The organism is Litorivita sp. NS0012-18, assembly GCF_040371945.1.
Classification (GTDB): domain Bacteria; phylum Pseudomonadota; class Alphaproteobacteria; order Rhodobacterales; family Rhodobacteraceae; genus Litorivita.
In genome coordinates this window covers 864,684-887,885 of record NZ_BAABWS010000001.1, presented here as the reverse complement: position 1 = coordinate 887,885, position 23,202 = coordinate 864,684, and the positions used below count along the sequence as shown (strand labels likewise).

Annotated in this window: 26 protein-coding genes; 23 read left to right on the top strand and 3 right to left on the bottom strand. The window is 63.1% G+C overall.

The window, feature by feature from the left end; all coding sequences use genetic code 11:
- Nucleotides 1–25 precede the first annotated feature (25 nt).
- The 4 genes from ABWV64_RS04245 (at nt 26) to ABWV64_RS04230 (ending at nt 4,440) form a co-directional block, all read left to right on the top strand.
- Nucleotides 26–1,258 (top strand): MFS transporter, encoded by a 1,233-nt coding sequence (locus ABWV64_RS04245; protein ID WP_353343029.1) that lies wholly within the window; start codon nt 26–28, stop codon nt 1,256–1,258.
- A gap of 162 nt (nt 1,259–1,420) precedes the next feature.
- Nucleotides 1,421–3,004 (top strand): MATE family efflux transporter, encoded by a 1,584-nt coding sequence (locus ABWV64_RS04240; RefSeq protein ID WP_353343028.1) that lies wholly within the window; start codon nt 1,421–1,423, stop codon nt 3,002–3,004.
- A gap of 100 nt (nt 3,005–3,104) precedes the next feature.
- Nucleotides 3,105–3,977 (top strand): 50S ribosomal protein L11 methyltransferase, encoded by an 873-nt coding sequence (locus tag ABWV64_RS04235; RefSeq protein ID WP_353343027.1) that lies wholly within the window; start codon nt 3,105–3,107, stop codon nt 3,975–3,977.
- Nucleotides 3,978–4,095: 118 nt separating this feature from the next.
- Complete coding sequence (locus tag ABWV64_RS04230) at nt 4,096–4,440, top strand: hypothetical protein (RefSeq protein WP_353343026.1); 345 nt, start codon at nt 4,096–4,098, stop codon at nt 4,438–4,440.
- Between the two features lie 150 nt (nt 4,441–4,590).
- Here ABWV64_RS04230 and ABWV64_RS04225 read toward each other — a convergent pair whose 3' ends face one another.
- Entirely contained in the window at nt 4,591–4,794 is a 204-nt protein-coding gene (locus ABWV64_RS04225; RefSeq protein ID WP_353343025.1) for a DUF1127 domain-containing protein, read from the bottom strand.
- Nucleotides 4,795–5,166: 372 nt separating this feature from the next.
- Between ABWV64_RS04225 and ruvC the strand changes: the two genes are divergently transcribed.
- The 16 genes from ruvC (at nt 5,167) to ABWV64_RS04145 (ending at nt 19,358) form a co-directional block, all read left to right on the top strand.
- Nucleotides 5,167–5,685, top strand: a complete 519-nt coding sequence (gene ruvC, locus ABWV64_RS04220; protein WP_353344502.1) for a crossover junction endodeoxyribonuclease RuvC — start codon at nt 5,167–5,169, stop codon at nt 5,683–5,685.
- Nucleotides 5,682–6,368, top strand: a complete 687-nt coding sequence (gene ruvA / locus ABWV64_RS04215) for a Holliday junction branch migration protein RuvA (protein WP_353343024.1) — start codon at nt 5,682–5,684, stop codon at nt 6,366–6,368. Before ruvC ends, ruvA begins: the two co-directional genes overlap by 4 nt.
- Nucleotides 6,369–6,371: 3 nt before the next feature.
- Nucleotides 6,372–7,400: a Holliday junction branch migration DNA helicase RuvB gene (ruvB, locus tag ABWV64_RS04210; RefSeq protein WP_353343023.1), complete on the top strand. Its 1,029-nt coding sequence runs from the start codon at nt 6,372–6,374 to the stop codon at nt 7,398–7,400.
- The gene (locus tag ABWV64_RS04205; RefSeq protein ID WP_353343022.1) at nt 7,393–7,719 is read left to right on the top strand and encodes a pyrophosphohydrolase domain-containing protein; all 327 of its coding nucleotides are present in this window, start codon (nt 7,393–7,395) and stop codon (nt 7,717–7,719) included. Before ruvB ends, ABWV64_RS04205 begins: the two co-directional genes overlap by 8 nt.
- A 98-nt stretch (nt 7,720–7,817) precedes the next feature.
- Nucleotides 7,818–8,447, top strand: coding sequence for a hypothetical protein (locus ABWV64_RS04200; protein WP_353343021.1), 630 nt, complete (start codon nt 7,818–7,820; stop codon nt 8,445–8,447).
- Nucleotides 8,448–8,550: 103 nt separating this feature from the next.
- Nucleotides 8,551–8,943: a tol-pal system-associated acyl-CoA thioesterase gene (gene ybgC / locus ABWV64_RS04195; protein ID WP_353343020.1), complete on the top strand. Its 393-nt coding sequence runs from the start codon at nt 8,551–8,553 to the stop codon at nt 8,941–8,943.
- A gap of 113 nt (nt 8,944–9,056) precedes the next feature.
- Nucleotides 9,057–9,752 (top strand): protein TolQ, encoded by a 696-nt coding sequence (tolQ, locus tag ABWV64_RS04190; protein WP_353343019.1) that lies wholly within the window; start codon nt 9,057–9,059, stop codon nt 9,750–9,752.
- Nucleotide 9,753: 1 nt separating this feature from the next.
- Nucleotides 9,754–10,230, top strand: coding sequence for a protein TolR (gene tolR, locus ABWV64_RS04185; RefSeq protein WP_353343018.1), 477 nt, complete (start codon nt 9,754–9,756; stop codon nt 10,228–10,230).
- A 10-nt stretch (nt 10,231–10,240) separates the two neighbouring features.
- Nucleotides 10,241–11,452, top strand: a complete 1,212-nt coding sequence (tolA, locus tag ABWV64_RS04180; RefSeq protein WP_353343017.1) for a cell envelope integrity protein TolA — start codon at nt 10,241–10,243, stop codon at nt 11,450–11,452.
- Nucleotides 11,449–12,774: a Tol-Pal system beta propeller repeat protein TolB gene (gene tolB, locus ABWV64_RS04175; RefSeq protein ID WP_353343016.1), complete on the top strand. Its 1,326-nt coding sequence runs from the start codon at nt 11,449–11,451 to the stop codon at nt 12,772–12,774. Before tolA ends, tolB begins: the two co-directional genes overlap by 4 nt.
- Before the next feature lie 203 nt (nt 12,775–12,977).
- Nucleotides 12,978–13,499, top strand: a complete 522-nt coding sequence (pal, locus tag ABWV64_RS04170; protein WP_353343015.1) for a peptidoglycan-associated lipoprotein Pal — start codon at nt 12,978–12,980, stop codon at nt 13,497–13,499.
- Between the two features lie 13 nt (nt 13,500–13,512).
- Nucleotides 13,513–14,367: a tetratricopeptide repeat protein gene (locus tag ABWV64_RS04165; RefSeq protein WP_502902612.1), complete on the top strand. Its 855-nt coding sequence runs from the start codon at nt 13,513–13,515 to the stop codon at nt 14,365–14,367.
- A complete protein-coding gene (tilS, locus tag ABWV64_RS04160; protein ID WP_353343014.1) occupies nt 14,364–15,695 on the top strand; it encodes a tRNA lysidine(34) synthetase TilS in 1,332 nt (443 codons plus the stop codon). The genes ABWV64_RS04165 and tilS overlap by 4 nt, the downstream gene beginning before the upstream one ends.
- Nucleotides 15,696–15,925: 230 nt before the next feature.
- Entirely contained in the window at nt 15,926–17,839 is a 1,914-nt protein-coding gene (ftsH, locus tag ABWV64_RS04155; protein ID WP_353343013.1) for an ATP-dependent zinc metalloprotease FtsH, read from the top strand.
- Complete coding sequence (locus tag ABWV64_RS04150) at nt 17,839–18,618, top strand: methyltransferase domain-containing protein (RefSeq protein WP_353343012.1); 780 nt, start codon at nt 17,839–17,841, stop codon at nt 18,616–18,618. Before ftsH ends, ABWV64_RS04150 begins: the two co-directional genes overlap by 1 nt.
- A 131-nt stretch (nt 18,619–18,749) precedes the next feature.
- Nucleotides 18,750–19,358 carry an MOSC domain-containing protein gene (locus ABWV64_RS04145; RefSeq protein WP_353343011.1) on the top strand — a complete coding sequence of 203 codons (609 nt, stop codon included), beginning with the start codon at nt 18,750–18,752 and terminating at the stop codon, nt 19,356–19,358.
- A 141-nt stretch (nt 19,359–19,499) separates the two neighbouring features.
- Here ABWV64_RS04145 and ABWV64_RS04140 read toward each other — a convergent pair whose 3' ends face one another.
- Nucleotides 19,500–19,625: a hypothetical protein gene (locus ABWV64_RS04140; protein ID WP_353343010.1), complete on the bottom strand. Its 126-nt coding sequence runs from the start codon at nt 19,623–19,625 to the stop codon at nt 19,500–19,502.
- Between the two features lie 276 nt (nt 19,626–19,901).
- On the opposite strand from ABWV64_RS04140, the gene folD reads away from it, so the two are divergent.
- Both folD and ABWV64_RS04130 read left to right on the top strand, forming a co-directional pair.
- Nucleotides 19,902–20,819 carry a bifunctional methylenetetrahydrofolate dehydrogenase/methenyltetrahydrofolate cyclohydrolase FolD gene (gene folD, locus ABWV64_RS04135; protein WP_353343009.1) on the top strand — a complete coding sequence of 306 codons (918 nt, stop codon included), beginning with the start codon at nt 19,902–19,904 and terminating at the stop codon, nt 20,817–20,819.
- A gap of 108 nt (nt 20,820–20,927) precedes the next feature.
- A complete protein-coding gene (locus ABWV64_RS04130) occupies nt 20,928–21,695 on the top strand; it encodes a LytTR family DNA-binding domain-containing protein (RefSeq protein ID WP_353343008.1) in 768 nt (255 codons plus the stop codon).
- Nucleotides 21,696–21,721: 26 nt separating this feature from the next.
- Here the strand turns inward: ABWV64_RS04130 and ABWV64_RS04125 are convergent, their stop codons facing one another.
- Nucleotides 21,722–22,171 carry a PaaI family thioesterase gene (locus ABWV64_RS04125; RefSeq protein ID WP_353343007.1) on the bottom strand — a complete coding sequence of 150 codons (450 nt, stop codon included), beginning with the start codon at nt 22,169–22,171 and terminating at the stop codon, nt 21,722–21,724.
- A gap of 174 nt (nt 22,172–22,345) precedes the next feature.
- Here ABWV64_RS04125 and ABWV64_RS04120 point away from each other — a divergent pair, with 174 nt between their 5' ends.
- Entirely contained in the window at nt 22,346–23,194 is an 849-nt protein-coding gene (locus ABWV64_RS04120) for a LytTR family DNA-binding domain-containing protein (RefSeq protein WP_353343006.1), read from the top strand.
- The last annotated feature ends 8 nt before the right edge of the window (nt 23,195–23,202 follow it).

Here is a 23,202-nt window from a genome sequence, read left to right as displayed (position 1 = left end):
CGCGCTTTGGGCGTAATCAATCCGCATGACACAGTCTTACCCCCTTGAGCGCGCTGCGGATTTACCGCTGTGGCGCCGCCCGATGACCTTGCTGTTTGTGATGGCGGCGCTGATGCCTGTGGCCTTTGCCACGTGGTCGGCGCTGCTCAATAATTTTGTGATCGAGGCGGCGCATTTCGACGGGCAGGACATCGGATGGCTGCATTTTGTGCGCGAGATTCCGGGGTTTTTGGCAATCGGGGTGATCGCGATCATCATCTTCATCCGCGAGCAGGTGGTGGGGTTGGTCTCGCTGGTTCTGTTGGGGGTAGCGACGGCGTTGACGGGGTTTTTCCCTTCCTTGGGCGGCATCCTCACCCTCACGATGCTCAGCTCGATCGGCTTTCATTATTACGAGACGGTCAACCAGTCCTTGCAATTGCAATGGCTGCCCAAAGAGCGCGCGCCGCAGATTTTGGGGCGGCTTTTGGCGGTTGGCTCGGCGGCGACGGGCGTGGCCTATGTGCTGATCGTGATGACGTGGAAGGCGTTCGATCTGAGCTATAGCAGCGTCTATATGGTCGCGGGCGGGGTGACGGCGGCGGGCGCCTTGTTTTGCCTGATCGCCTATCCGGTCTTCGAAAGCCCGCATCCGCAGGTCAAGAAGATGGTGCTCAAGCGCCGCTATTGGCTGTATTATGCGTTGCAATTCATGGCTGGTGCGCGGCGACAGATTTTTGTGGTCTTCGCCGGTTTCATGATGGTCGAGAAATTCGGCTATGAGGTGCATGAGCTGACTTCGCTTTACCTACTGAACCTTGCGGCGAATATGGTGCTTGCGCCGGTCTTTGGCCATGCGGTGGCGCGGTTCGGCGAGCGGCGGACCTTGATGTTTGAATATGCCGGATTGATCGGCGTGTTTTTGGCCTATGGCGGGGTGTATTATTTCGGCTGGGGCGTGTTGGTGGCGGCGGCGCTATATGTGATCGACCATATGTTTTTCGCGCTGGCTTTGGCGCTCAAGACCTATTTCCAAAAGATCGCCGATCCGCAAGACATCGCGCCGACGGCGGCGGTGGCCTTTACCATCAACCATATCGCCGCCGTGGGCCTGCCTCCGGTCTTGGGCTTTATGTGGATGATTTCTCCGGTTTCGGTCTTTGTGATGGCGGCGGCGATGGCGGGAGGATCGTTTGTTTTGGCGCTGCTCATCCCGCGCCACCCCGAAAAGGGCAACGAGACGGTCTTTGCCAAATTCCGGCCCGCGGCCGCCGAATAGGGTGCGCGCGGGCGCGGCGGGCGGCTTTGCGCTGTGCGCCTCTGCGCAGCTTTGCGCCGCGGGCGGGTTTTGTGCATTTGCGCACAGGGCAATCTGCATGGGGCGAATTTCGTAAGTTTTCTTCCGCTCGGCGGAATTTGGCGGCGCTCGGGGGCAAACTAATTGCGCCGCAACCCTGTTCGCGGCGGATTTGGCGGGCTAGATTTCAAAACCAGATACAAAGCGGACCGCCAGTTTTCGGCGGCAGGACCCGAATTGAATACCCAAGCCAAATTCCTCACCGGCTCGACCATGCGCCATGTGATCGTGATGACGCTCACCGGCTCGCTCGGTCTGAGCTTTATGTTCCTTGTGGAGTTTCTGGCCCTTTGGTGGGTCAGCCAGCTTGGCGATGAATTGCTGATCACCGCCATCGGCTTTGCTGGCACGATCCAGTTTTTCGTGGTCTCGGTCGCCATTGGCATGATGATCGGCGCGGTGGCTTTGGTCAGCCGTGCCTTGGGATCGGGCGACGGGGCCGAAGCCAAACGCATCGCCAGTTCGGCTTTGGTCTTTGCGGTGACGATCCTTACGATCCTGTCGGGGGCGATGTTCGTGTTTCGCCACGAGATATTGGAGATGACGGGGGCCTCGGGCGAGGCGCTCGAAGTGGCTTCGGATTTCCTTGCCATCACCTTGCCGTCGTTGCCGTTCGTGGCGGCGGGCATGTGTTCGTCGGCGATTTTGCGCGCCATGGGGGATGCGTGGCGCTCGATGATGGTGACGATGGTGGCGGGGCTTTTGGCCTTGGTGATTGACCCGATTTTGATCATCTGGATGGATCTGGGGGCGGTGGGCGCGGCGATTTCCATCGTGATCTCGCGTTTGGGCATGACGGTTTTGGGTCTGTATTGGGTGATCCACACCCATAAAATGTTCGGCCGTCCCAGCCTTGTGGATATGAAATTCTATATGCGGCCCTATCTGGCGATTGCGATTCCGGCGATTGCGACGCAGGTCAGCACCCCTTTTGGCAATTGGGTCGCGGTGCGCGCGATTGCAGAGCACGGCGACAGCGCCGTGGCGGGATTGGGCGTGGTGATGCGGTTGACGATGTTGCTGTTTGGCGGGATTTTCGCCCTGTCGGGCGCGATCGGCGGGATCATCGGACAGAACTACGGCGCGCGGCAAATGGACCGCGTGGCCTCGGCCTACCGCGATGCTTTGGTGTTTTGCTTTGTCTATACGGTGGTGGTCTGGGCGGTCTTGGCCTTGTCGGCGGGCTTTGTGGTGCGCAGCTTTGGCTTGCATGATGACGGGGCCGATGTGGTCTATCTCTTCTCCTATTATATGGCGGGAGCCTTTGTGTTTACCGGCGCGCTGTTTGTGTCCAACGCGGCCTTCAACAATCTGGGCCGTCCGCTTTGGGCGACGGTGGCCAACTGGCTGCGTGACGGGGTGTTGATGTTCCCGCTGACCTTCGGGCTGGGCGCCGTTATGGGGGCGGGAGGCGTTGTCACGGGCAATGCCCTCGCCAATGTCATTGCAGGCGCCTTTGCAGGGCTTTTGGCGTGGCGCTTTATCCAGCGCAAGCGCGCTGGCATGGCGCCGGAGGGCGGCGTAGCGCCCCATAGCCCTGCGATGGGCGCGGCGGGGGCCAAGGCGGCGACCATGGCCGCGCATGTCTCGATGCCGCCCGCCGCCGCGTCGTCCGCCGCCGCGCCGCCCGCCGCCCAATCGCACGGGACGGATGCGCCAAAGTCATAAGCGCCGCGCGGTTTTTCGCCCCGCGCAGGTCACGACAGTTGACGCTGCGCCCGCATCGTCCTAGGCGGGCGCTACATGCTTGCAGATGCCGGAGAGACCGATGCCGACCTATACCGCCCTGACGACCCTGTTTGGAAAAGAGCCTGCCGAGGCGTTGGGCCTTGCGATGGAGCGCCTGAGCCCCGAACCCACCGGCATCGGGGTGTTCGAGATCGAGGATGACACCGGTCTTTGGGAAGTGGGCGGCTATTTCACCGATGCGCCCGACGAGGCGGGGCTGGCTTTGCTGGCGGCGGCTTACGGGGCAAAACCGTTTTTGGTGTCGCAACTGCCCGAAACCGATTGGGTGGCCAAGGTCAAACGCGACCTGTCGCCGGTCGCGGCGGGGCGGTTCTTTGTCTACGGCAGCCATGATGCCGAAAAGGTGCCGCAGGGGAGCGAGCCTCTGTTGATCGAGGCGGCGATGGCCTTTGGCACCGGCCATCACGGCACAACGCGCGGCTGTCTGGAGGCGCTGGACCGTTTGGACAAAGGCGGGTTTATCGGCCAGAGCGTGGCCGATATCGGATGCGGCACCGCCGTTCTGGCGATGGGCGCGGCGCGGATCTGGCCCCAGACGGTGATTGCCTCCGATATCGACGAGGTCGCCGTCGAGGTGGCCGAGGCCAATGTGATCGCCAATGATCTGGCCGGACGGGTGATTTGCGTCGAGGCGGCGGGCTTTGACCATCCCGATCTGGCGGCGCGCGCGCCCTTTGATCTGGTCTTTGCCAATATCCTCAAAGGCCCGCTGATCGACCTCGCGCCCGACATGGCGGCGCATATGACGTCGGGGGGCTATGCGATTCTCTCGGGGATTTTGCACGCGCAGGCTGATGAAGTGATCGAGGTTTATGCACGATCCGGCATCAATCTGGTCCATCGGGCCGAGATTGGTGACTGGACGACGCTAACGCTACAACAAAACGCCTGACAGAAACCCGTTTTGGGTCTAACTCGGCTGCCGTGACACAATGCTGCCTCAATCGTGGTTTACCTATGGTTAAGTAACCTGTGTGTGTAAGTCCGAATTTTTGTTACGGGAGAGAACGATGGCTGATAGCTTTGCAGACTTTGACAACCGACTAAAGAATATCGACCGCGCGCATCGCAAGATGGATGGCGGCTATACCACCCATGTGGGCAAGGACGGGTTGATCGTCGTGCGCCCGCGCCGCGGCGGTGTGCGCTTGCCGGTCAAGGGGATGATGATACTCGCTCTGGGGTTTTTCGGATTCAAGGGCGCGCTTTTGGGGCATCTTGGCCCGCAGACCTATACCGACAAAGTGGCCGTGCTTGCGGCCGGCTCAGCGGTGGAACAATTCGGTGCATGGGCGATGTCGCCCGATCCTGCCACGCAGGTGATCGCCAAAACGCTGGCGCCCTATCTGCGCTAGGGCGCCGCGCTCGATACCCCGCTGCGATCCCTCCAGATCACCCAAAAAAAGAACCGCCCTGGCCGGATGCCGAGGCGGTTCTTTGTTATTTGCACTCCGAGACGCATTCCCATCAGCGCGGCCCGCAACGGGGCCCGCGAGGGGCGCGCGTTAGAAAACGGTGGTGCGGGCGCGGACGTCGGCGCGGTTCAGGCCGATGTCTTCAAGCTGGGCATCGCTCAGCGCCAAAAGCATCGCGCGGGTTTTGCGCGCGGCGAGGGTCTCGCGGATCAGGGCAACGCTGCGCACGGCGACATAGGCCGCGCGAGAGATGGACCCCGACAGGGCGGGGGTGTTTGTGTGCATGGCCGACATGGGACAGCTCCTTTGGAATATATGCGAAAACGCGCCTCGGATGGTGCGTGACGCCCACATAGGGGCGCGTTCTGCGCCGCACCACTCCTTGTTTTCGCATATCGCCCATGCAATATGCGCAATGCTTAAAAATGTAGCAAACTGGCGCCCATGGCCCTGTTTTAAAGGGGTTTGCGCAAAGCGACGGATCGCGGCCCGCGCGCGACAGTTTTGCGCATTTTTGCCGCCTCGCGCGCAATTTTCTTGGCCTATGTTCTTGTTTCGTGCTAATCCGCGTTAACAAAGCCCTCCGGCGCGCGCATCGAATATGCGGCGCGTGCAGGCGGGGCCAGCAAAAACACGCGTCAATCGCGGCGAGGGTAGGGCAGAATGATCAGGGTTTTGGGCATCGATCCGGGGCTGCGCAACATGGGCTGGGGCGTCATTGACGTGGACGGCTCGCGGCTGAGCCATGTGGCGAATGGCACCTGTCATTCGCTGGGCAAGGATCTGGGGCAAAGGCTTTTGTCGCTGCATGAACAGTTGACCGATATTGTGCATCGCTATCGCCCCGATACGGCGGCGGTGGAGCAGACCTTTGTCAACAAGGACGGCGCGGGCACGCTCAAGCTTGGCCAAGCGCGCGCCATCGCGCTTTTGGTGCCGGCGCAGGCGGGGATCACCATCGGCGAATATGCTCCAAATTCGGTGAAAAAAACCGTGGTGGGCGTCGGTCATGCGGCCAAGGAGCAGGTGCAGCATATGGTGAAAATGCAGCTTCCGGGGGCCGATCTGACCGGCCCTGATGCGGCGGATGCTTTGGCGATTGCGATTTGTCATGCGCATCACACGGCCTCGTCGGGGGCCTTGGCGATTGCGATGGCGGCGGCGGATGCGAGGGCGCGGGCATGATTGGCAAACTGTCGGGCCGGATCGAGTATCGCGCCGAGGACCATATTTTGATCGATGTGCGCGGGGTGGGCTATCTGGTCTATTGCTCTGACCGCACCATGGCGGCGTTGCCTGCCGTGGGCGAGGCCTGCGCGCTTTTTACCGATCTGGTGGTGCGCGAGGATTTGATGCAGCTTTTCGGCTTTCCGACGCTGCTGGAGAAGGAATGGCACCGTTTGCTGACCTCGATTTCCGGCATTGGGGCCAAGGCCTCGCTGGCGATTCTCGGCACGCTCGGCCCCGACGGTTTGGGCCGCGCCATTGCCTTGGGTGATTGGAACGCGGTCAAGGCGGCCAAGGGCGTCGGCCCGAAAACCGCGCAGCGGGTGGTGCTGGAACTCAAGGATAAAGCGCCCTCCGTCATGGCGATGGGCGGCACGTTGATGGCGGCCCAAGGCGAGCAGCAGGCCGAGGTCATCGATGCAGGGGATGCGCCCGCACGCGCGCCCGCCGCCGCGCCCAAACCCGCCGCCGCCAATGCCAGCGCGGCGGCGCAATCCGAAGCGCTCTCGGCGCTGACCAACCTTGGCTATAGCCCCTCCGAGGCTGCAAGCGCCGTGGCCGAAGCGGCAGGCGCAGCGCCCGAGGCCTCCACGGCGGAATTGATCCGCGCGGCGCTGAAGCTTTTGGCGCCAAAGGGGTAGGACATGGAGGCACCGGACCCGACATTGCGCCCCGAAGGATTGGCCGACGACAATGACCGCGCCCTGCGCCCGCAAGAGCTTGACGCTTTCATCGGCCAAGAAGAGGCGCGCGCGAACCTCAAGATTTTCATCGCCTCGGCCAAGCAGCGCGGCGTGGCCATGGACCACACGCTGTTTCACGGCCCGCCCGGATTGGGCAAAACCACATTGGCGCAGATCATGGCGCGTGAATTGGGGGTCAATTTTCGCATGACCTCGGGGCCGGTTCTGGCCAAGGCGGGCGATCTGGCGGCGATCCTGACCAACCTTGAGGCGCGCGATGTGTTGTTCATCGACGAAATTCACCGGCTCAATCCGGCGGTCGAAGAGGTGCTCTATCCCGCGTTGGAGGATTTCGAGCTTGATCTGGTGATCGGCGAGGGGCCTGCGGCGCGCACGGTGCGGATCGAGTTGCAGCCCTTTACCTTGGTCGGGGCGACGACGCGGATGGGGCTTTTGACCACGCCTTTGCGCGACCGGTTCGGGATACCGACGCGGCTACAGTTCTATACGGTTGATGAGCTGCACGAGATCGTCTCGCGCAATGCGGTCAAGCTGGGCGCGCCCTCGGATGAGGGCGGCGCGCGCGAGATCGCCAAACGTTCGCGCGGCACGCCGCGGATCGCGGGGCGTTTGCTGCGCCGTGTGGTGGATTTCGCCATCGTCGAGGGCGACGGGCGGGTGACGCGCGAGATTGCCGATCATGCGCTGACGCGGCTGGGGGTGGATCATCTGGGTCTTGATGGGGCCGACCGGCGGTATTTGCGATTGATTGCCGAGGCTTATCAGGGCGGGCCGGTGGGGATCGAGACCCTGTCGGCGGCTTTGTCGGAGAGCCGCGATGCGCTCGAAGAGGTGATCGAGCCGTTCTTGTTGCAACAAGGTCTGATCCAGCGCACGCCGCGCGGGCGGATGTTGGCACAGGCGGCTTGGACGCATCTGGGCATGGCGGCGCCGCAACCGCGCGGCGGGGGGGATTTGTTCGATGGCTGATCGGGCGGTCGGTGGACCCGATGCGGGGCCTTCGATGGCCGAGATGACGCGGATGGCGGTGCAGGTGGCCGATATTTATGCCGCACGCTTTGGCACGCCCAAAGATACGGGATGGGTCTTGCACAAGATCACCGAAGAGGTCGGCGAGTTGACGGGCGCGTGGTTGCAAGCGCGCGGCGCAGGGCGCGGCGCGGCGACACAAGACGACGTGGCGGATGAATTGGCCGATGCTTTGGGGTTCTTGCTGGTCTTTGCTGCGCGCGAGGGGATCGACCCTGCGCAGGCCTTGGCGCGCAAATGGGGCAAATATCTGGACTAGCGCAGGCGCCCGCCGCTCGGGCGTGATCTGAGCGGCGCGGCTGCAGCCACTTGAAGCGCGGCGCGGGTTTGCGGTAGAGGGCGGGCATGGAAAACCTGATGACACCCGCCCAGATCGAGAGCCATTTCACCCGCAGTGATGGCAGTTTTGCCTTTGCCCGTTGGGGGCGGCCGATTGTGCCGATTGTTTTCGGGGTGGATGATGCCAGCCTGTCGGTGATCAAGGGCGCGGTGGAGGCGGTGGTGGCCTTGGCCGGTCACAAGATGGCCGAGACCGACCCCGAGCTTGGCGCAAACCTGATGGTGTTTTTCGTTGCCGATTGGGGCGAGCTGACCGGTGTCAAAGACCTTGGCGAGATGATCCCCGATTTGCCGCAGCGGGTGGCGCGGCTGCAGGCGGCGGGGGCGCGCCAGTATCGGGCGTTTCGGTTCGACGCGGACGGGGCGATCCGCGCCTGTTTTGTATTTGTGCGCATGGATGAGGCGATGGCGCAGGTTCCGGCGGAGGATCTGGCGCTTGCGCAGGCGGCGCAGGCGCTGTTGCTGTGGTCCGATCAGGCCTTTGCCGAGCGCTCGCCTTTGGGGCGGCTTGAGGACGGGCGGGCGGTGTTGCGCCCCGAGGTCGGCGCGATGATCAAGGCGGCCTATGATCCGTTGTTGCCCAATGCGGATGGCGACAAAAGCTTTGCCTTGCGGCTTTATGCGCGCATCGCGGCGGGCGCGGCCTAGGGCAGGGCGCCTGCGCGGGCGGCTTTGGGCGGGGGCGCGCGGCTGGACATGGGGCGGGGGGCGTCCTATGGCTTGGTCGTTACAACCTTGAGGCCCAGCGATCATGCCCCTTCACCGATTTGCGATCCGTGTCTATTACGAGGATACCGATATGGCCGGTATCGTCTATTACGCCAATTACCTCAAATACATAGAGCGTGCGCGCAGCGATTGGGTGCGCGAGGTGGGCGTTGATCAAAATGCCCTGCGCGAGGGCGAGGGATTGGTTTTTGCGGTGCGCCGCGTCGAGGCCGATTATCTTTTGCCCGCCAAATTCGACGATGTTCTGGAGGTCACCACCGCCACGGTGCAGGTCACCGGCGCGCGGATGGTTCTCGAGCAGCAGGTGCTGCGCGACGGCGAGGTGTTGTTTTCGGCGCAGGTGACGCTTGTGGTGATCAATGAGGCGGGCCATGCGGCGCGCCTGCCGGCAATTATCCGCCGGATGGTGCATTAGGCAGGGCGCTTTGGCGCGCCGATGACGAGATCGTGTTGGCTTTCCCCTGTGACATGCGCTAACCTGCCCGCATAAAAAGGCCCATAAACGAGGCCGCAAAAAAGAGCAGGCAGATGGAAGCAGAAACTCTGGCTTTGGCGCAGGAGATTGATTTCTCCATGTGGGCCCTATTCGCACGCGCCACAATCACCGTTAAACTTGTCATGCTGATGCTGATCGCGGCCTCTTTTTGGTCTTGGTCGATCATTGTGCAAAAATGGATTCTCTACCGTAAGGCGCGGCGCGAGGCCGAAAGCTTTGATCGCGCCTTTTGGTCGGGCGAGCCTTTGGACGCGCTTTATGACGAGATCGGCGCCGATCCGGACGGGCATGCGCAAAAGGTTTTTGCCGCCGGTATGACCGAATGGCGCCGCTCGCACCGCGAGGACGGGGCGATGATTGCGGGGGCCTCGGCGCGGATCGACCGCTCGATGGATGTGGCGATCGCCAAAGAGGCCGAGAAACTGCAAAGCGGTTTGCCGGTTCTGGCCACGGTCGGATCGACCGCGCCTTTTGTCGGTCTGTTCGGCACGGTGATGGGGATCATGAACGCCTTTGTCGAAATTGCGGCGCAGCAAAACACCAATCTGGCCGTGGTCGCCCCCGGCATTGCCGAGGCGCTCTTGGCCACGGGGCTCGGGTTGCTGGCGGCGATTCCGGCGGTGATTTTCTATAACAAGCTCTCCTCGGATGCGGATCGGTTGATCGCGGGCTATGAAGCCTTTGCCGACGAGTTCTCCACCATCCTCAGCCGCCAGTTGGACAGCTGATATGGGCGCCGGAGTGATCCAGAAAACAGGTGGCGGCGGGCGTCGGCGGCGTGGGCGCGGGCGTTCGCGGCCCATGGCCGAGATCAACGTCACACCCTTTGTCGATGTGATGCTGGTGCTGCTCATCATCTTTATGGTGGCCGCGCCCTTGATGACCGTGGGCGTGCCGGTGGAATTGCCCAAAACCGCCGCCAAAGCCTTGCCTGGCGAGACCGAAGAGCCTTTGACCGTGACCATCACGGCAGCGGGCGAGGTGATGTTGCAAAAGACCCCTGTCGCGGTGGGCGATCTGATCACCAAGCTGACGGCGATTGCCGCCGAGCGTGAGGGCGACCGCGTGTTTTTGCGCGCTGACGGGGCGGTGCCCTATGCGCAGGTGGTCGAGATCATGGGCGCGATGAACCGCGGCGGGTTTTCCAACATCGGTTTGGTGACGGAAACCGGCGGGCCGACCTTGACCGGCGGCGCGGGAAACTGAGGCGCAAGGCGTGCTGCATAAAGAGCATATCGGGCATTACGTCTCCGGTGCGGGCCATTTGGGTCTCATCGGCTGGATGCTCTTTGGCGGCTGGCTCAGCCCCAATCCCGACCCTGTCGAGGTTTCCGAGGTTTCGGTGATCTCGGGGGCGGAATATGCGGCATTGGTGGCCGAGGCCGCTGCGCCCAAAGCGACGAGCGAAGCGCCGCAGGTCCCGCAGGCCGCCGCGCCCGACGAGGCCCCCGCGCCGCCGCAGACCGAGCAGGCCGAGCAGGCAGAGCGGCCAATCACCCCGCCCGATGCGGTGCCCGAGCCGCGCGCGGAAACCGCGCCCGATGTGTCGCAACTTGCGCCGCCGCCGCAGGCCGAGGCGCAAGAGGAAGCGCCCGATGCGCCGCCTGCGCCGCACACCGATATTGCCGTTCTGGCCCCTGAGGTCTCGGCGCGCCCGCAGCCGCGCCCCGCGCCGCGCGTAGCCCCGACCCCCGTGGCGCGCCCTGCGCCCGAGGCCAAGGTCGATGATGCGGTTCGCGAGGCCGCAGAGCCAGCGCCGCAAGCCGATGCGCCGCCGCAGGAAAAGCAGCAAACCACCGCGCCGCAGGAGGCTGCGGTCGAGACGGCCTTGGAGAACGAGCAGGCCAAGGCCGCGCCGTTGACCTCGCTGCGCCCCAAATCGCGCCCTGCGCAGGCGGCGCCAAAGCCTGCCGAGGCCGAAAAACCCGTTCAAACCGCCGAAAAGCCCGCCGAGAAACCTGCTGAAAAACCAGCGGCAAACCCCGCGCCCAAACCCGCCGTCAAGGATGCGGTCAAGGATGCTTTGGCCGAGGCTCTGGGCGCGGCGGGCGCGGCGGAGGGGGCCACCTCGCAAAGCGGCGGCAACGGCACGGCCGCCTCCGGCCCGCCCCTGACGGCGGGCGAGCGCGACGATCTGCGCGTGGCGGTCTCGGCCTGTTGGAATGTCGGCGCGCTGTCGTCCGATGCGATGCGCACGACCGTCACCGTGGCCATGTCGATGGGCGAGGACGGCAGGCCGATCACCAATTCGATCCGCCTTGCCGGTTTCGACGGCGGCAGTTCGGCCTCGGCGCAGCAGGCTTTTGACGTGGCGCGGCGGGCGATTATCCGCTGCACCAAGGACGGATACAACTTGCCACGGGACAAATACGCCCAGTGGCGCGACATTGAGATGACCTTCAATCCCGAGAAGATGAGGCAAAGATGAGTAGACTGATTGCGATGTGTTTGATGGCCTTGGGCGCGTTTCTGGCGCCTGCGGCCCATGCGCAAAACGGCCCGCTGAAGATCGAGATCACCGATGGGGTGATCGAACCTTTGCCCTATGCGGTGCCCGATTTCATTGCCGAAAGCAGCGCGGCTGCGGGCATGGCGGCGCAACTGGCGCGGGTTGTGGCCGAAGACCTGAGCGGCACGGGCCTGTTTCGCGAAGTGCCCAAAGAGGCCTTTATCAGCCAGATCACCTCTTTCGCCTCGCCGGTGGAGTTTTCCGACTGGAAGGCGATCAATGCGCAGGCCTTGATCACCGGCGCTGTCGATCTGGCGGCGGGCGGCAGATTGGTGGTGAAATTTCGCGTCTATGATGTCTTTGCCGGTCAGGAGATCGGAACGGGATTGCAATTTGTCGGCACGCAGGACGGATGGCGGCGCATGGCCCATAAGGTCGCGGATGCGGTCTATAGCCGGATCACCGGCGAGGGCGGATATTTCGACAGCCGCGTAGTGTTTGTCGCCGAAAGCGGCCCCAAGAACGAGCGCAAAAAGCGCCTTGCGATCATGGATTACGATGGCGCGAATGTGCAATATCTGACCGACAGCCGCTCTATCGTTCTGGCGCCGCGGTTCTCGCCCACGGGCGACCGTGTGCTTTATACCAGCTACGAGAGCGGCTTCCCGCGCATCTATGTGCTTGATGTGGCCTCGGTGGGCAAACGCGCGCTCGAAAGCCAAGAGGGCACCATGAGCTTTGCGCCGCGCTTTGCCCCTGACGGGCGCACGGTGGTCTATTCGCTGACCCAAGGGGGCAATACCGATATCTATGCGATGGATGTCGCCTCGGGCGCGGCGCAGCGGCTGACCTCTGCGCCCTCGATCGAGACCGCGCCGAGCTTCTCGCCCGACGGGCGCCAGATCGTATTTGAAAGCGACCGCAGCGGCGCGCCGCAGCTTTACATCATGCCCGCGGGCGGCGGCGAGGCCAAACGCATCAGCTTTGGCCAAGGCCGTTATGGCACACCGGTCTGGTCGCCGCGCGGCGATCTCATCGCCTTTACCAAGCAAAGCAAGGGCCGGTTCCATATCGGCGTGATGCGCACGGATGGCTCCGAAGAGCGGCTGCTCACGGCTTCGTTCCTTGACGAGGGTCCGACATGGGCCCCCAATGGCCGCGTGATCATGTTCACCCGCGAAACCCAAGGCGCGGGCGGGCAGGCGAGCCTTTACTCGGTCGATATCACGGGGCGCAACGTCAAACGCGTGCGCACCGAGGGCGGGGCCTCCGATCCGGCATGGTCGCCGTTGCAAAACTAATCTCGCCCGCGCCTTTGCAATAAGGCGCGGGCAGATCACATATGCGGAGGTTGTGTTTTGAATGCACCGCTATATGTGGTAGAAAAGAACAAACCGGCGCGGCGCAGATCGGCGCAGACGGCGGAAGCAGACGAAAACAGGCGGCGCGCCGGTGGGGCAAGCCGCGACAATGACAGAGCAGAACATATATGTGGGGCAAAGACATGACATTCCTGAGCAAAGCGCTTCTCCTGACGGCGGGGCTTTCCTTGGCCGCCTGCACCAATCCCAACCGGTTTGGCGGCGGTGACACGGTCGATTTGAACGGCGCGGGCAGCGCCAATAGCGCGGCCATGGCCGGTTCGGCCTCCGATCCGACCTCGCCGCTGTATTTCCAGCAAACCGTTGGCGACCGCGTGTTGTTCGAGGTGGACCAATCGACCCTGAACGCGGGCGCGCGCGTGACCTTGGACGGGCAGGCCGCGTGGCTTGCGTCAAACGTCGATTACGTTGCCGTTATCGAGGGCCATGCGGACGAGCAAGGCACCCGCGAATATAACCTTGGATTGGGGGCCAAACGGGCCGAAGCGGTGCGCGCCTATCTCGTCTCCAAAGGGGTTTCCAACGCGCGGCTCAAGGTTTTGTCTTACGGCAAGGAGCGCCCGATCGAGATTTGCAGCGCCGAGTCCTGCTATGCCAAGAACCGCCGCGCCGTGACGATCCTGTCGTCCGGCCTGTCGAGCTAAGAGGCCTGCGCGTATGACCCGTTGTTTTGGCCGTGTCGCTGCTTTGATGTTGGGGGCGGCTGTGGCCTTCTCCTCACCCTCGGCGATCATCGCACAGCAGGCAGACCCGCAAACCCTTGCCGATATTCGCCAAGAGCTCACGGTTCTGCATGTGGAGATGCAAAAACTCAAGCGCGAGTTGAGCACCACGGGCACCGCCGGCACCGCGCTGTCGGGCAGCGGTGTGTTGGAGCGGGTCGATGCGATCGAGGCCGAGGTGCAGCGCCTGACCGGCAAGACCGAGGAGTTGGAATTTCGCATCAATTCGGTGGTCAAGGATGGCACCAACCGCATTGGCGATCTCGAATTTCGCTTGGTCGAGCTTGAGGGCGGCGATGTGAGCAAATTGGGCGAGACCACCACATTGGGCGGCGCCTTGCCCGAAGCTCCGGTCGTGGATACGGGCGGGTCGGGCGATGCCACGGTTGATGAGGGCGCGCAGATGGCGGTCGGCGAAGTGGCCGATTTCGAGCGCGCCGAGGCGGCTTTGGCGGAGGGTGATTTTGCCAAGGCGGCCGAGCTTTTCACCGCCTTTGGCGAGGCCTATTCGGGCGGGCCGCTCGGCCTCAAAGCGCAGGTCCTTTTGGGCGAGGCGCGCGAGGGTAATGACGATCTGACCGGCGCGGCGCGGGCCTATCTGGCGGCGTTTTCTGCCGCGCCTGAAGGCGCAGATGCGCCCGATGCTCTGTTCCGGTTGGGCCGCACCTTGGGCCGTTTGGGGCAAACCCAAGAGGCCTGCGTGACCCTCTCCGAGGTCGGCCTGCGGTTCCCGAATGCGCCCAGCGTGCTTGAGGCGCAATCGAGCATGCGCAATCTGGGGTGTCCTTGACGGGCACGGACCAGCTCCTCGTCGAGCGGGTGCGATCTGCCTTGCAGCCGCGCCCGCCGTCGATCATTGGCGTGGCGGTCTCGGGCGGATCCGACAGCGCGGCCTTGCTGCATCTTTTGCATGATTTTGCCAATGACGAGAGCGCCCACGGGCGGCGCATCGCCCTGCGCGCGGTGACCGTCAACCACGGCCTGCGCCCCGAAGCGCTAGACGAGGCCCGCGCGGTGGGGCAGATGGCGGCGGATTTGGGCGTGGCGCATGATATCGTCGATTGGACCTCATGGGACGGCAAGGGCAATCTGCAAGACCGCGCGCGGCGGGCGCGTTATGAATTGATGTCGGCATGGGCGGCGCAGCACGGCATCGGGCATATCGCATTGGGCCATACGGCGGATGATCAGGCCGAAACCGTTTTGATGCGCCTTGGCCGCGCGGCGGGGGTGGACGGGCTTTCGGCGATGTCGCCGCGCCGCCGGATGGGGCCTGTGACCTTGCTGCGGCCCTTGCTGGCGGTGCGCCGCGCGGCGCTGCGCGCGCATCTGGAGCGGCGCGGTGTGGCTTGGGTCGAGGACCCCAGCAATGACAATCCGGCCTATGCGCGGGTGCGGCTGCGCGCCTCTCTGGCGGCGGGCGAAGCGGGGCTGAGCGTGGAAGCTTTGTGCACCGTGGCGCAAAATATGGCCAGCGTGCGCGAGGCGCTGGGATGGCAATGTTTCATGGCGGCGCGCACCAATGTGCGCATCGATGCCGATACGGTTGTGATCTCGCGGCGCGGCTTTCGCACCCTGCCCGCCGAGGTGGCGCGGCGGGTGTTGCAAGAGGCGCTGCGGTGGGTTTCGGGGGCGGAATACGGCCCGCGCGGATCGGGTTTGACGCTGCTGCTTGAGGCGCTGCGCGGCGGCACGGCGATGACGCTCCACGGCTGCCAGATCGTGCCAAGTGGTGATGAAATCAGGGTTTTTCGCGAATACCAAGCGGTCGCGCATCTTGAGGCGGGCTTTGACGGCGCGGGGCGTGCGCTTTGGGACGGGCGGTGGGAATTGCATCTGCCTGATGGCGTATCGGGCGAGGGGCTGTCCTTGCGCGCCTTGGGCGAGCAGGGCGCGGCCGAGTGCCGTGCCTGCCGCGCGCGGGCCGAAATCGAAGCGCAAGCCGCAGGGCGCGAGGTGCCGCCCGCTCCGGCGCGCCCGAGCGCCAGTCTGGCGGCAACCCCCGCCGTTTGGCGCGGGGCGCAGCTTGTCTCGGCGCCCTTGGCGGGCTGCCCCGAGGGATGGGCGGCCACGCTTTGCCGTGATGCCGAAGCCTACTTTGGCGGATTTCTCGACTAATCCGCGCGCGCCTTCGCAAGACCCGCATCCGGACTATTTGTGCCCCGCCGCCGCAGATTCATCATTGGTTAACCCTCTGGGCGCTCTACTGATGGCAGATTGAGGCCCATTGAGGGGTAAATTGCCGCGGCCAACCGCGCAGCGCATTGAAGATGGCGCGATGATCTCTATTTATCATCCAAGCCCCATGTGATAGGCGCAGGGCTGAGAGATTTCTGAGGAGAGTGTCGTTGGGCAACGCGAAAAATATCGCCTTCTGGTTGGTCCTGTTCTTGCTGATATTGGCACTGTTCAACCTGTTTAGCGGGTCGGGCAATACATTGCAGAGCCGCGAGAAGGGCTATTCCGAATTTGTGACCGCTTTGGACAGCGGCAATGTCGCCCGCGCGGTGATCGACGGCGAGCAGGTCCGATGGACCGGATCGGACAATTCCGATTACGTCACCATCGTGCCCGAAGGCACTGATGTTGCTGATAAATTGCTGGCGAAAAACGTGACGGTCACGGCGAAAAGCCAAGAGCAATCGACCTTTCAAGCCTTCCTTTTGTCGATCCTGCCGTTCCTTTTGCTGATCGGGGTCTGGATCTATTTCATGAACCGGATGCAGGGCGGCGGCAAAGGCGGGGCGATGGGCTTTGGCAAATCCAAGGCCAAGATGCTGACCGAGAAATCGGGCCGCGTGACCTTTGATGATGTGGCCGGTATCGACGAGGCCAAGGAAGAATTGGAAGAGATCGTCGAATTCCTGCGCAATCCGCAAAAATATTCGCGCCTTGGCGGCACGATCCCCAAAGGCGCTTTGCTTGTCGGCCCTCCGGGCACCGGTAAAACCCTTTTGGCGCGGGCCATTGCGGGCGAGGCGGGCGTGCCCTTCTTTACGATTTCCGGCTCGGATTTCGTCGAGATGTTCGTCGGCGTTGGTGCAAGCCGTGTGCGCGATATGTTCGAGCAGGCCAAGAAAAACGCGCCTTGCATCGTCTTTATCGATGAAATTGACGCCGTTGGCCGCCACCGCGGCGCCGGATATGGCGGCGGCAATGACGAACGCGAACAAACGCTCAACCAGTTGCTGGTCGAAATGGACGGGTTCGAGGCCAATGAAGGCGTGATCATTCTGGCGGCGACCAACCGCCGCGATGTGCTCGACCCTGCGTTGCTGCGTCCGGGCCGGTTTGACCGTCAGGTCACGGTGCCCAACCCTGATATCAAGGGGCGCGAGAAGATCCTGTCGGTCCATGCGCGCAAAACGCCGCTTGGCCCTGATGTGGACCTGCGCCTGATTGCGCGCGGCTCTCCCGGATTTTCCGGTGCCGATCTGGCCAACCTTGTGAACGAGGCGGCCTTGATGGCCGCGCGTGTGGGTCGCCGTTTTGTCACCATGGTGGATTTTGAAAACGCCAAGGACAAGGTGATGATGGGGGCCGAGCGCCGCTCGATGGTGTTGACCGCCGATCAAAAGGAAAAGACCGCCTATCACGAAGCGGGCCATGCGATTGTGGGTCTGGCTTTGCCCAAATGCGATCCGGTTTATAAGGCGACGATCATCCCGCGCGGCGGCGCTTTGGGCATGGTTGTGTCCTTGCCCGAGATCGACCGGTTGAACTGGCACAAATCGGAATGCGAGCAAAAGCTGGCGATGACCATGGCCGGTAAGGCCGCCGAAATCCTCAAATATGGCGAGGGTGACGTGTCGAACGGTCCGGCGGGCGATATTCAACAAGCCAGCAGCCTCGCGCGTGCCATGGTCTTGCGTTGGGGCATGTCGGATAAGGTTGGCAACGTCGATTACGAGCAGGCCCACGAAGGATATAGCGGCAATGGTGCGGGCGGTTTCTCGATCTCGGCAGCGACGAAAGAGCTGATCGAGGAAGAGGTCAAACGCATGATCGACGAGGCTTACGACGAAGCCTGCCGCATCCTGAACGAGAAGAAGGACGAATGGGAGCGTTTGGCGCAGGGGCTTTTGGAATACGAAACCCTGACCGGCGAAGAGATCGAGCGCGTTGTGCGCGGCGAGCCGCCGCACAAAGGCTCGGACGAGGATGACAGCGGCAATGCGCCTTCGGTCACCGCGATCCCGAAGACCAAATCCAAACCCAAGGCGACGCCGCCCTCCGGCGATCTGGAGCCCGATCCGGCCTGATGAGCGGATCTGCGAATAACGACTGGAATCCCGGGGCCTATAACAGGTTCCGGGATTTGCGTTTGCGCCCTGCGCTGGATTTGATCGCGGCTGTCGGGCAGGTGCCGCAAGGCACGGTTGTTGATCTGGGCTGCGGTGCGGGGGCGGCGGGGGATGCGCTGCGGGCGCGGTTCGGGGCGCGTATCTGCGGGGTGGACCTGTCGCCTGCGATGCTGTCGCAAGCCGAGCAGACCGGTGCCTATGAAGGTTTGAGCCAAGCCGATATGGCGACATGGGCGCCCGATGCGCCCCCCGCGCTGATCTTCTCCAATGCGGCGCTGCATTGGGTCGCGGATCATGCGCAGGTGATGCCGCGTCTGGCGGGCAGCTTGGCCAAGGGCGGCACATTGGCGGTGCAAATCCCGCATCAAAACAACGCGCCCTCGCACCGCCTGTGGACCTCGCTAATGGGCGAGCATTTCGCGGGCCGCGTCGATCTCGAGGCCGGACCGCGCGCTTTGGAGCCTGCGCAATATTACCATATGCTTGAACCCTTGGGCGATCTGACGCTTTGGGAAACCGACTATTACCAGCTTTTGCCCAACAGCGATGACGGCCATCCCGTACGCCGCTTTACCGAAAGCACCTTTGCCAAACCGCTGCTTGATGCGCTGGAGGATGCCGAGCGCGCGCATCTGATCCAAAGCTATGAGGCCGCTGCGGCGAAAATCTATCCCGCCGATGCGCAGGGGCGGGTGCTTTTCCCGTTCAAACGGTTGTTTTTCACCCTGACGGTGTGACCTTAGCCCCCTCATATTTGGCCCGCATTTACGATCTGTCATAGAGGCCATCAAAGATGGTGATTGGCCTGCGCTGCGCCGCTGGGTTAGCGTGAGCCCATCCCTTCGTTTTGATATAAAGGATGCTGCTCATGCCCGCGCTACTGCCGACCGATTTTACCGCCCGCATCACATGGCTTGGCCGTGTGGCGAACCGCGACGCCGCCCTCAAATCCGAAAGCTTGCAGGCGGCGCAGATCGTCTTTGGCGGTATCGAGGGCGAAGCCCATGGCGGGGTCACGCGCCTGTCGTGCAGCCGCGTTCTGTCGCAATATCCGCGCAATACGGTGATCGCGAATGTGCGGCAATTCTCGGTCGTCTCGGCGCAGGATTTGGCGATGATCGCCGACGCGATGGGGGTGGAGCGGCTTGATCCGGCATGGCTTGGCGCCTCGATCTGCCTTGACGGGTTGCCCGATTTGACCAGCCTGCCGCCCTCGTCGCGGTTGCAGGCGCCTTCTGGGGCGACGCTTGTGGTGGATATGGAAAACCGCCCCTGTATGCTCCCGGCCAAAGAGATCGAGGCGATCTATCCTGGCAAGGGCAAAGCCTTCAAAGCCGCAGCCCAGCGGCGGCGCGGGGTGACGGCTTGGGTCGAGGCGGAGGGCGCTTTGAGCGTAGGCGACGAGATGCGCTTGCATATCCCCGATCAACCGGTCTGGCCTCATCTTGAGGCGGCGCGGGCAGGGGCGTCAAAATAGCCGATCCGCCAAAAAAAACGCCGCAGCACCGAGGGATGGCGGGCTGCGGCGTGACAGGCGCGGGGGATATACGCGATGTGGTCGGGACGGGACAGGCCCGCACATCATCCCCGCGCAGGCAACGGCATTAGGTAAAAAGCATCAGGTCAAAAGCACCAAAGCAGAGGCGCCGAGGCCCAAGGCAAATCCGGTAAAGATCGTGACGGTCGCGGAAGACATGCTGTTTCCTTTCGTGTTGCGGCGCGCCCGTTTGGGGCGCTGTTGCATAAGTAACGCCTTCGCTGGGCAAAAAGTTTCATGACGCTGGCAATAATTTTTGGCGCAGGGGTCATGCATCGGCGCGGCGCTTGTCGTAGGGGCGTCGAAATTGGCCGTTTGCAGCCCTGCGGCGGGCGCGGCTCAAGCGTTAAGTCTGCCTCAGCCTTGCGGGTTGATTAGCGGCGCGTGATGGCGCAAAAGAGCGGCGTGCGCGCACCGATGTCGGGCGCGTATTGCTGCCGCCGATTTGCCCGCCAAGCTGCGCGGGCCGCCAAGGAGATGCCGATGACCGAGACTGCCCAAAGCGCGCGCAAGATTGACGGAAAGGCCTTTGCCGCCACCTTGCGCGAAAAGATCGCAACCCATGTGGCGCGCCTCAAGGAGGTGCATGGTCTGACCCCTGGTTTGGCGGTGATCTTGGTGGGCGAGGATCCGGCCAGTCAGGTCTATGTGCGCAACAAAGGCGTGCAGACGGTCGAGGTCGGGATGAACAGCTATGAGCATAAACTGCCCGATGATGTCAGCGAAGAGGTGCTTTATGCGCTGATCGACAAGCTCAACGCCGATCCCGCTGTGCACGGGATTTTGTGCCAGTTTCCGGTGCCCGCGCATTTGAGCGAGACCGAGATCGTGGCGCGGATCGATCCGGCCAAAGACGTGGACGGGCTGAGCGTGATCAACGCGGGGCTTTTGGCAAGCGGGCAAAAGGCGATGGTGTCTTGCACGCCTTTGGGATGTTTGATGCTGCTGCGCGATGAACTCGGGTCGCTGTCGGGTAAATCGGCGGTGGTGATCGGGCGCTCTAACCTTGTGGGCAAACCCGTGGCCCAGCTTTTGCTGCGCGACAGTTGCACCGTGACCATCGCCCATAGCCGCACAGCGGATTTGCCCGCCGTGGTGCGGCAGGCCGATATCGTTGTCGCCGCCGTGGGGCGCGCGCAGATGGTCAAGGGCGATTGGCTCAAAAAGGGCGCGACGGTGATTGATGTGGGCATCAACCGCATCCCCGCGCCCGAACGCGGCGAGGGCAAAATGCGCCTTGTCGGCGATGTAGATTACGACAGCGCCTTGGCGGTCGCTGGGGCGATTACGCCGGTGCCAGGCGGCGTGGGGCCGATGACCATTGCTTGCCTCTTGGCCAATACGGTCACCGCCTGTTGCCGCAGCAACGGATTGCCCGAACCCGAAGGGTTGACTGCCTGAGCGGGCGGCGCGGTGGCGTAAGCTGCCTATCGACCGATAGGGGCGGCGCGGCTACTGTATTGCAATTGGCCCGTGTCGGGCCGCCAAGCAGCCAATAGGGCAGAGCGTATGAGTGCAATGATGACACGGATCAAGGAGCGGGCGCAGCGGCATTTCGTGCCTTTGGCGGCTTGGGCCTTGGTGACGGTGGTGGCGAGCATGGCGGGGCCGTTCGGCACATTTGAGGCGCTGGCCGCACCTGCGCGCGTGCTCTATTGGGCCGCTGTGGTCGGGGCGGCGATCCTCTTGTCGCGGCTGGTGCGCGATTGGTATCGCGGCAAGGCGCTGCGCCGCCGTCTGCTTGGGCGCGCGGGATTTGCCTTGGGGCTTGGCACATTGCTTTTTGCGCTCAATGCGGCGCTGTTCGACGGGATGGGGACGCCGCGGCACTGGCTGTTTTTGGTGCTGGCGGTGGCCGTCGTGGACGGATTGATCGACGCGATGCTTTACCTCATGCGCCATAGTTTCGCCGGACCGGACGCCGAAAACAGTCGCGCTGCCGAGGCCGCCGCGCGGTTTTTGCGGCGCCTGCCGATTGACCGGCGCGGGCCGCTGATCCGGCTGGAGGCGCAGGACCATTACCTCAAGGTGGTGACCGAACGCGGGGCCGAGATGATTTTGATGCGGATGGGCGACGCGGAAGAGGAGCTGCGCGCGCTTGGCGGGGTGCGGGTGCATCGCTCGCATTGGGTCAACCCGCCCGCCGTGGCCCGACACCAGCGCGCCGAGGGGCGTGATGTGCTGCAAATGCGCGACGGATATGATGTGCCGGTCAGCCGCAGCTATCGCAAAGCGGTGATCGAGGCGGGATTGATCGCCAAGAACATCGGCGCCTGACGCGTCTTGGCGGAGTGCCCGCGCGGCTACTTAGGTTTGACGGGTACCAATGTGCCTTGCAACAAGGCGATCATCACCTCTTGGCCGTCTTGCTGCGCGAAGACCTCTGATTGGGCAATCACCAAACGTCGGCCCGCTTTGATCACACGGCCAGCGGCGCGCAATGGCCCGCCGGTGCAGGGCGCGATGAGGTTGATCTTCATCTCGGCTGTGAGCACCTCCATCCCGTCATCCATCATGCTCAGCGCGGCGTAGCCCGCCGCCACGTCCCCCAAAGCAAAGGTCAAAGCCGCATGGCCGAACCCGTGTTGCTGGCGCAGGCCTTCGGCGATCGGCGCGCTCAGTACACAGTGGCCCCGCGTCACCTCTTCGATACGCGCGCCGATGGTCGCCATCATGGTTTGCGCGGAAAAACTGTCGGTGATCTCGCGGCGTTTGGCGGGGGAAATCGGTGCAAAGGCGGCGTGGTCGGGCATGTTTTGTGGTGCTCCTTGTGGCGACGGTTTGCCGCTTATAGGCCGAAGCCTACCGTTAGGTCATCGCAAAAAGCACAATAAAATTATGCGGCAGTGGGTTGTATCTACTTAGCGTCAGGTGCAAATTAACCAATGTGAATGTTTGTGGGGCTTCCGGTCAATGATGTCGCTGGTATGAAGAGCTTTCGGTCCGAATTCTTAGGCCATGTCAGGTCTCGGTTGACCTTGGCAATCTGGTTGGGACTGTCGTTTCTGGCGGCGCTTACGGGTCCTTTCGGGACGTTTTTGGCGATGGGCCCCGCCCGCCGGAGCGTCTATTGGTTCACCGTCATCGGCGTTGCGATCCTCATTGCGATCACCATCCGCGCGCTGGCGCAGAGGTGGCTTGGCCCGCAGCGGCGCAACTTGCGCGATCTGGCGGTGGTCTGCGGCAACTTGTTCATTTTTGCGCCGCTTTTGGTGAATTTCAATCATGCGCTATTTCCCGACGCGACTCCGCCGTTGATGAATTGGAGAAATCTTGTCGTCTATGTTCTGGTGATCAGCCTCGCAGTGGTGGTGATGCGGCGGATGCACGAAAATCGTGCGTTTCGGCAAAATGAATCCGGCAGTGTGAGCCTCGGGGACGCGCGCCGTTTTGCTGTCGATCAGGCGTCGGATTCTCTGGTGGGCGTCCCGTCTGCCGTGCCTGTTCGCGCGCCCTCCGCGCTGCCGCGCCTTGCCGAGAGATTGCCGAAGGGGGAGGACCTTGGCGGGATTTTGCGGCTGACGGTCAAGGACCATTTCGTGGATGTTGTGGGCCGCTCGGGGCGCGAGCGGCTGCGGATGCGCTTTGCCGATGCGATCAAGGAAATGGAGCCTGTCGAAGGTTATTGTATCCATCGCTCGCATTGGGTTGCGGCAGGTGCGATTGACAGCGTGCGGCGCGAGGGCGGCAAGGTTTACCTGTGTTTGACCAATGGTGACGAGGTGCCGGTGAGCCGCAAATACCGGCCGGATCTGGAAGCGGCGGGCGTGCTTTAGAACGTCGG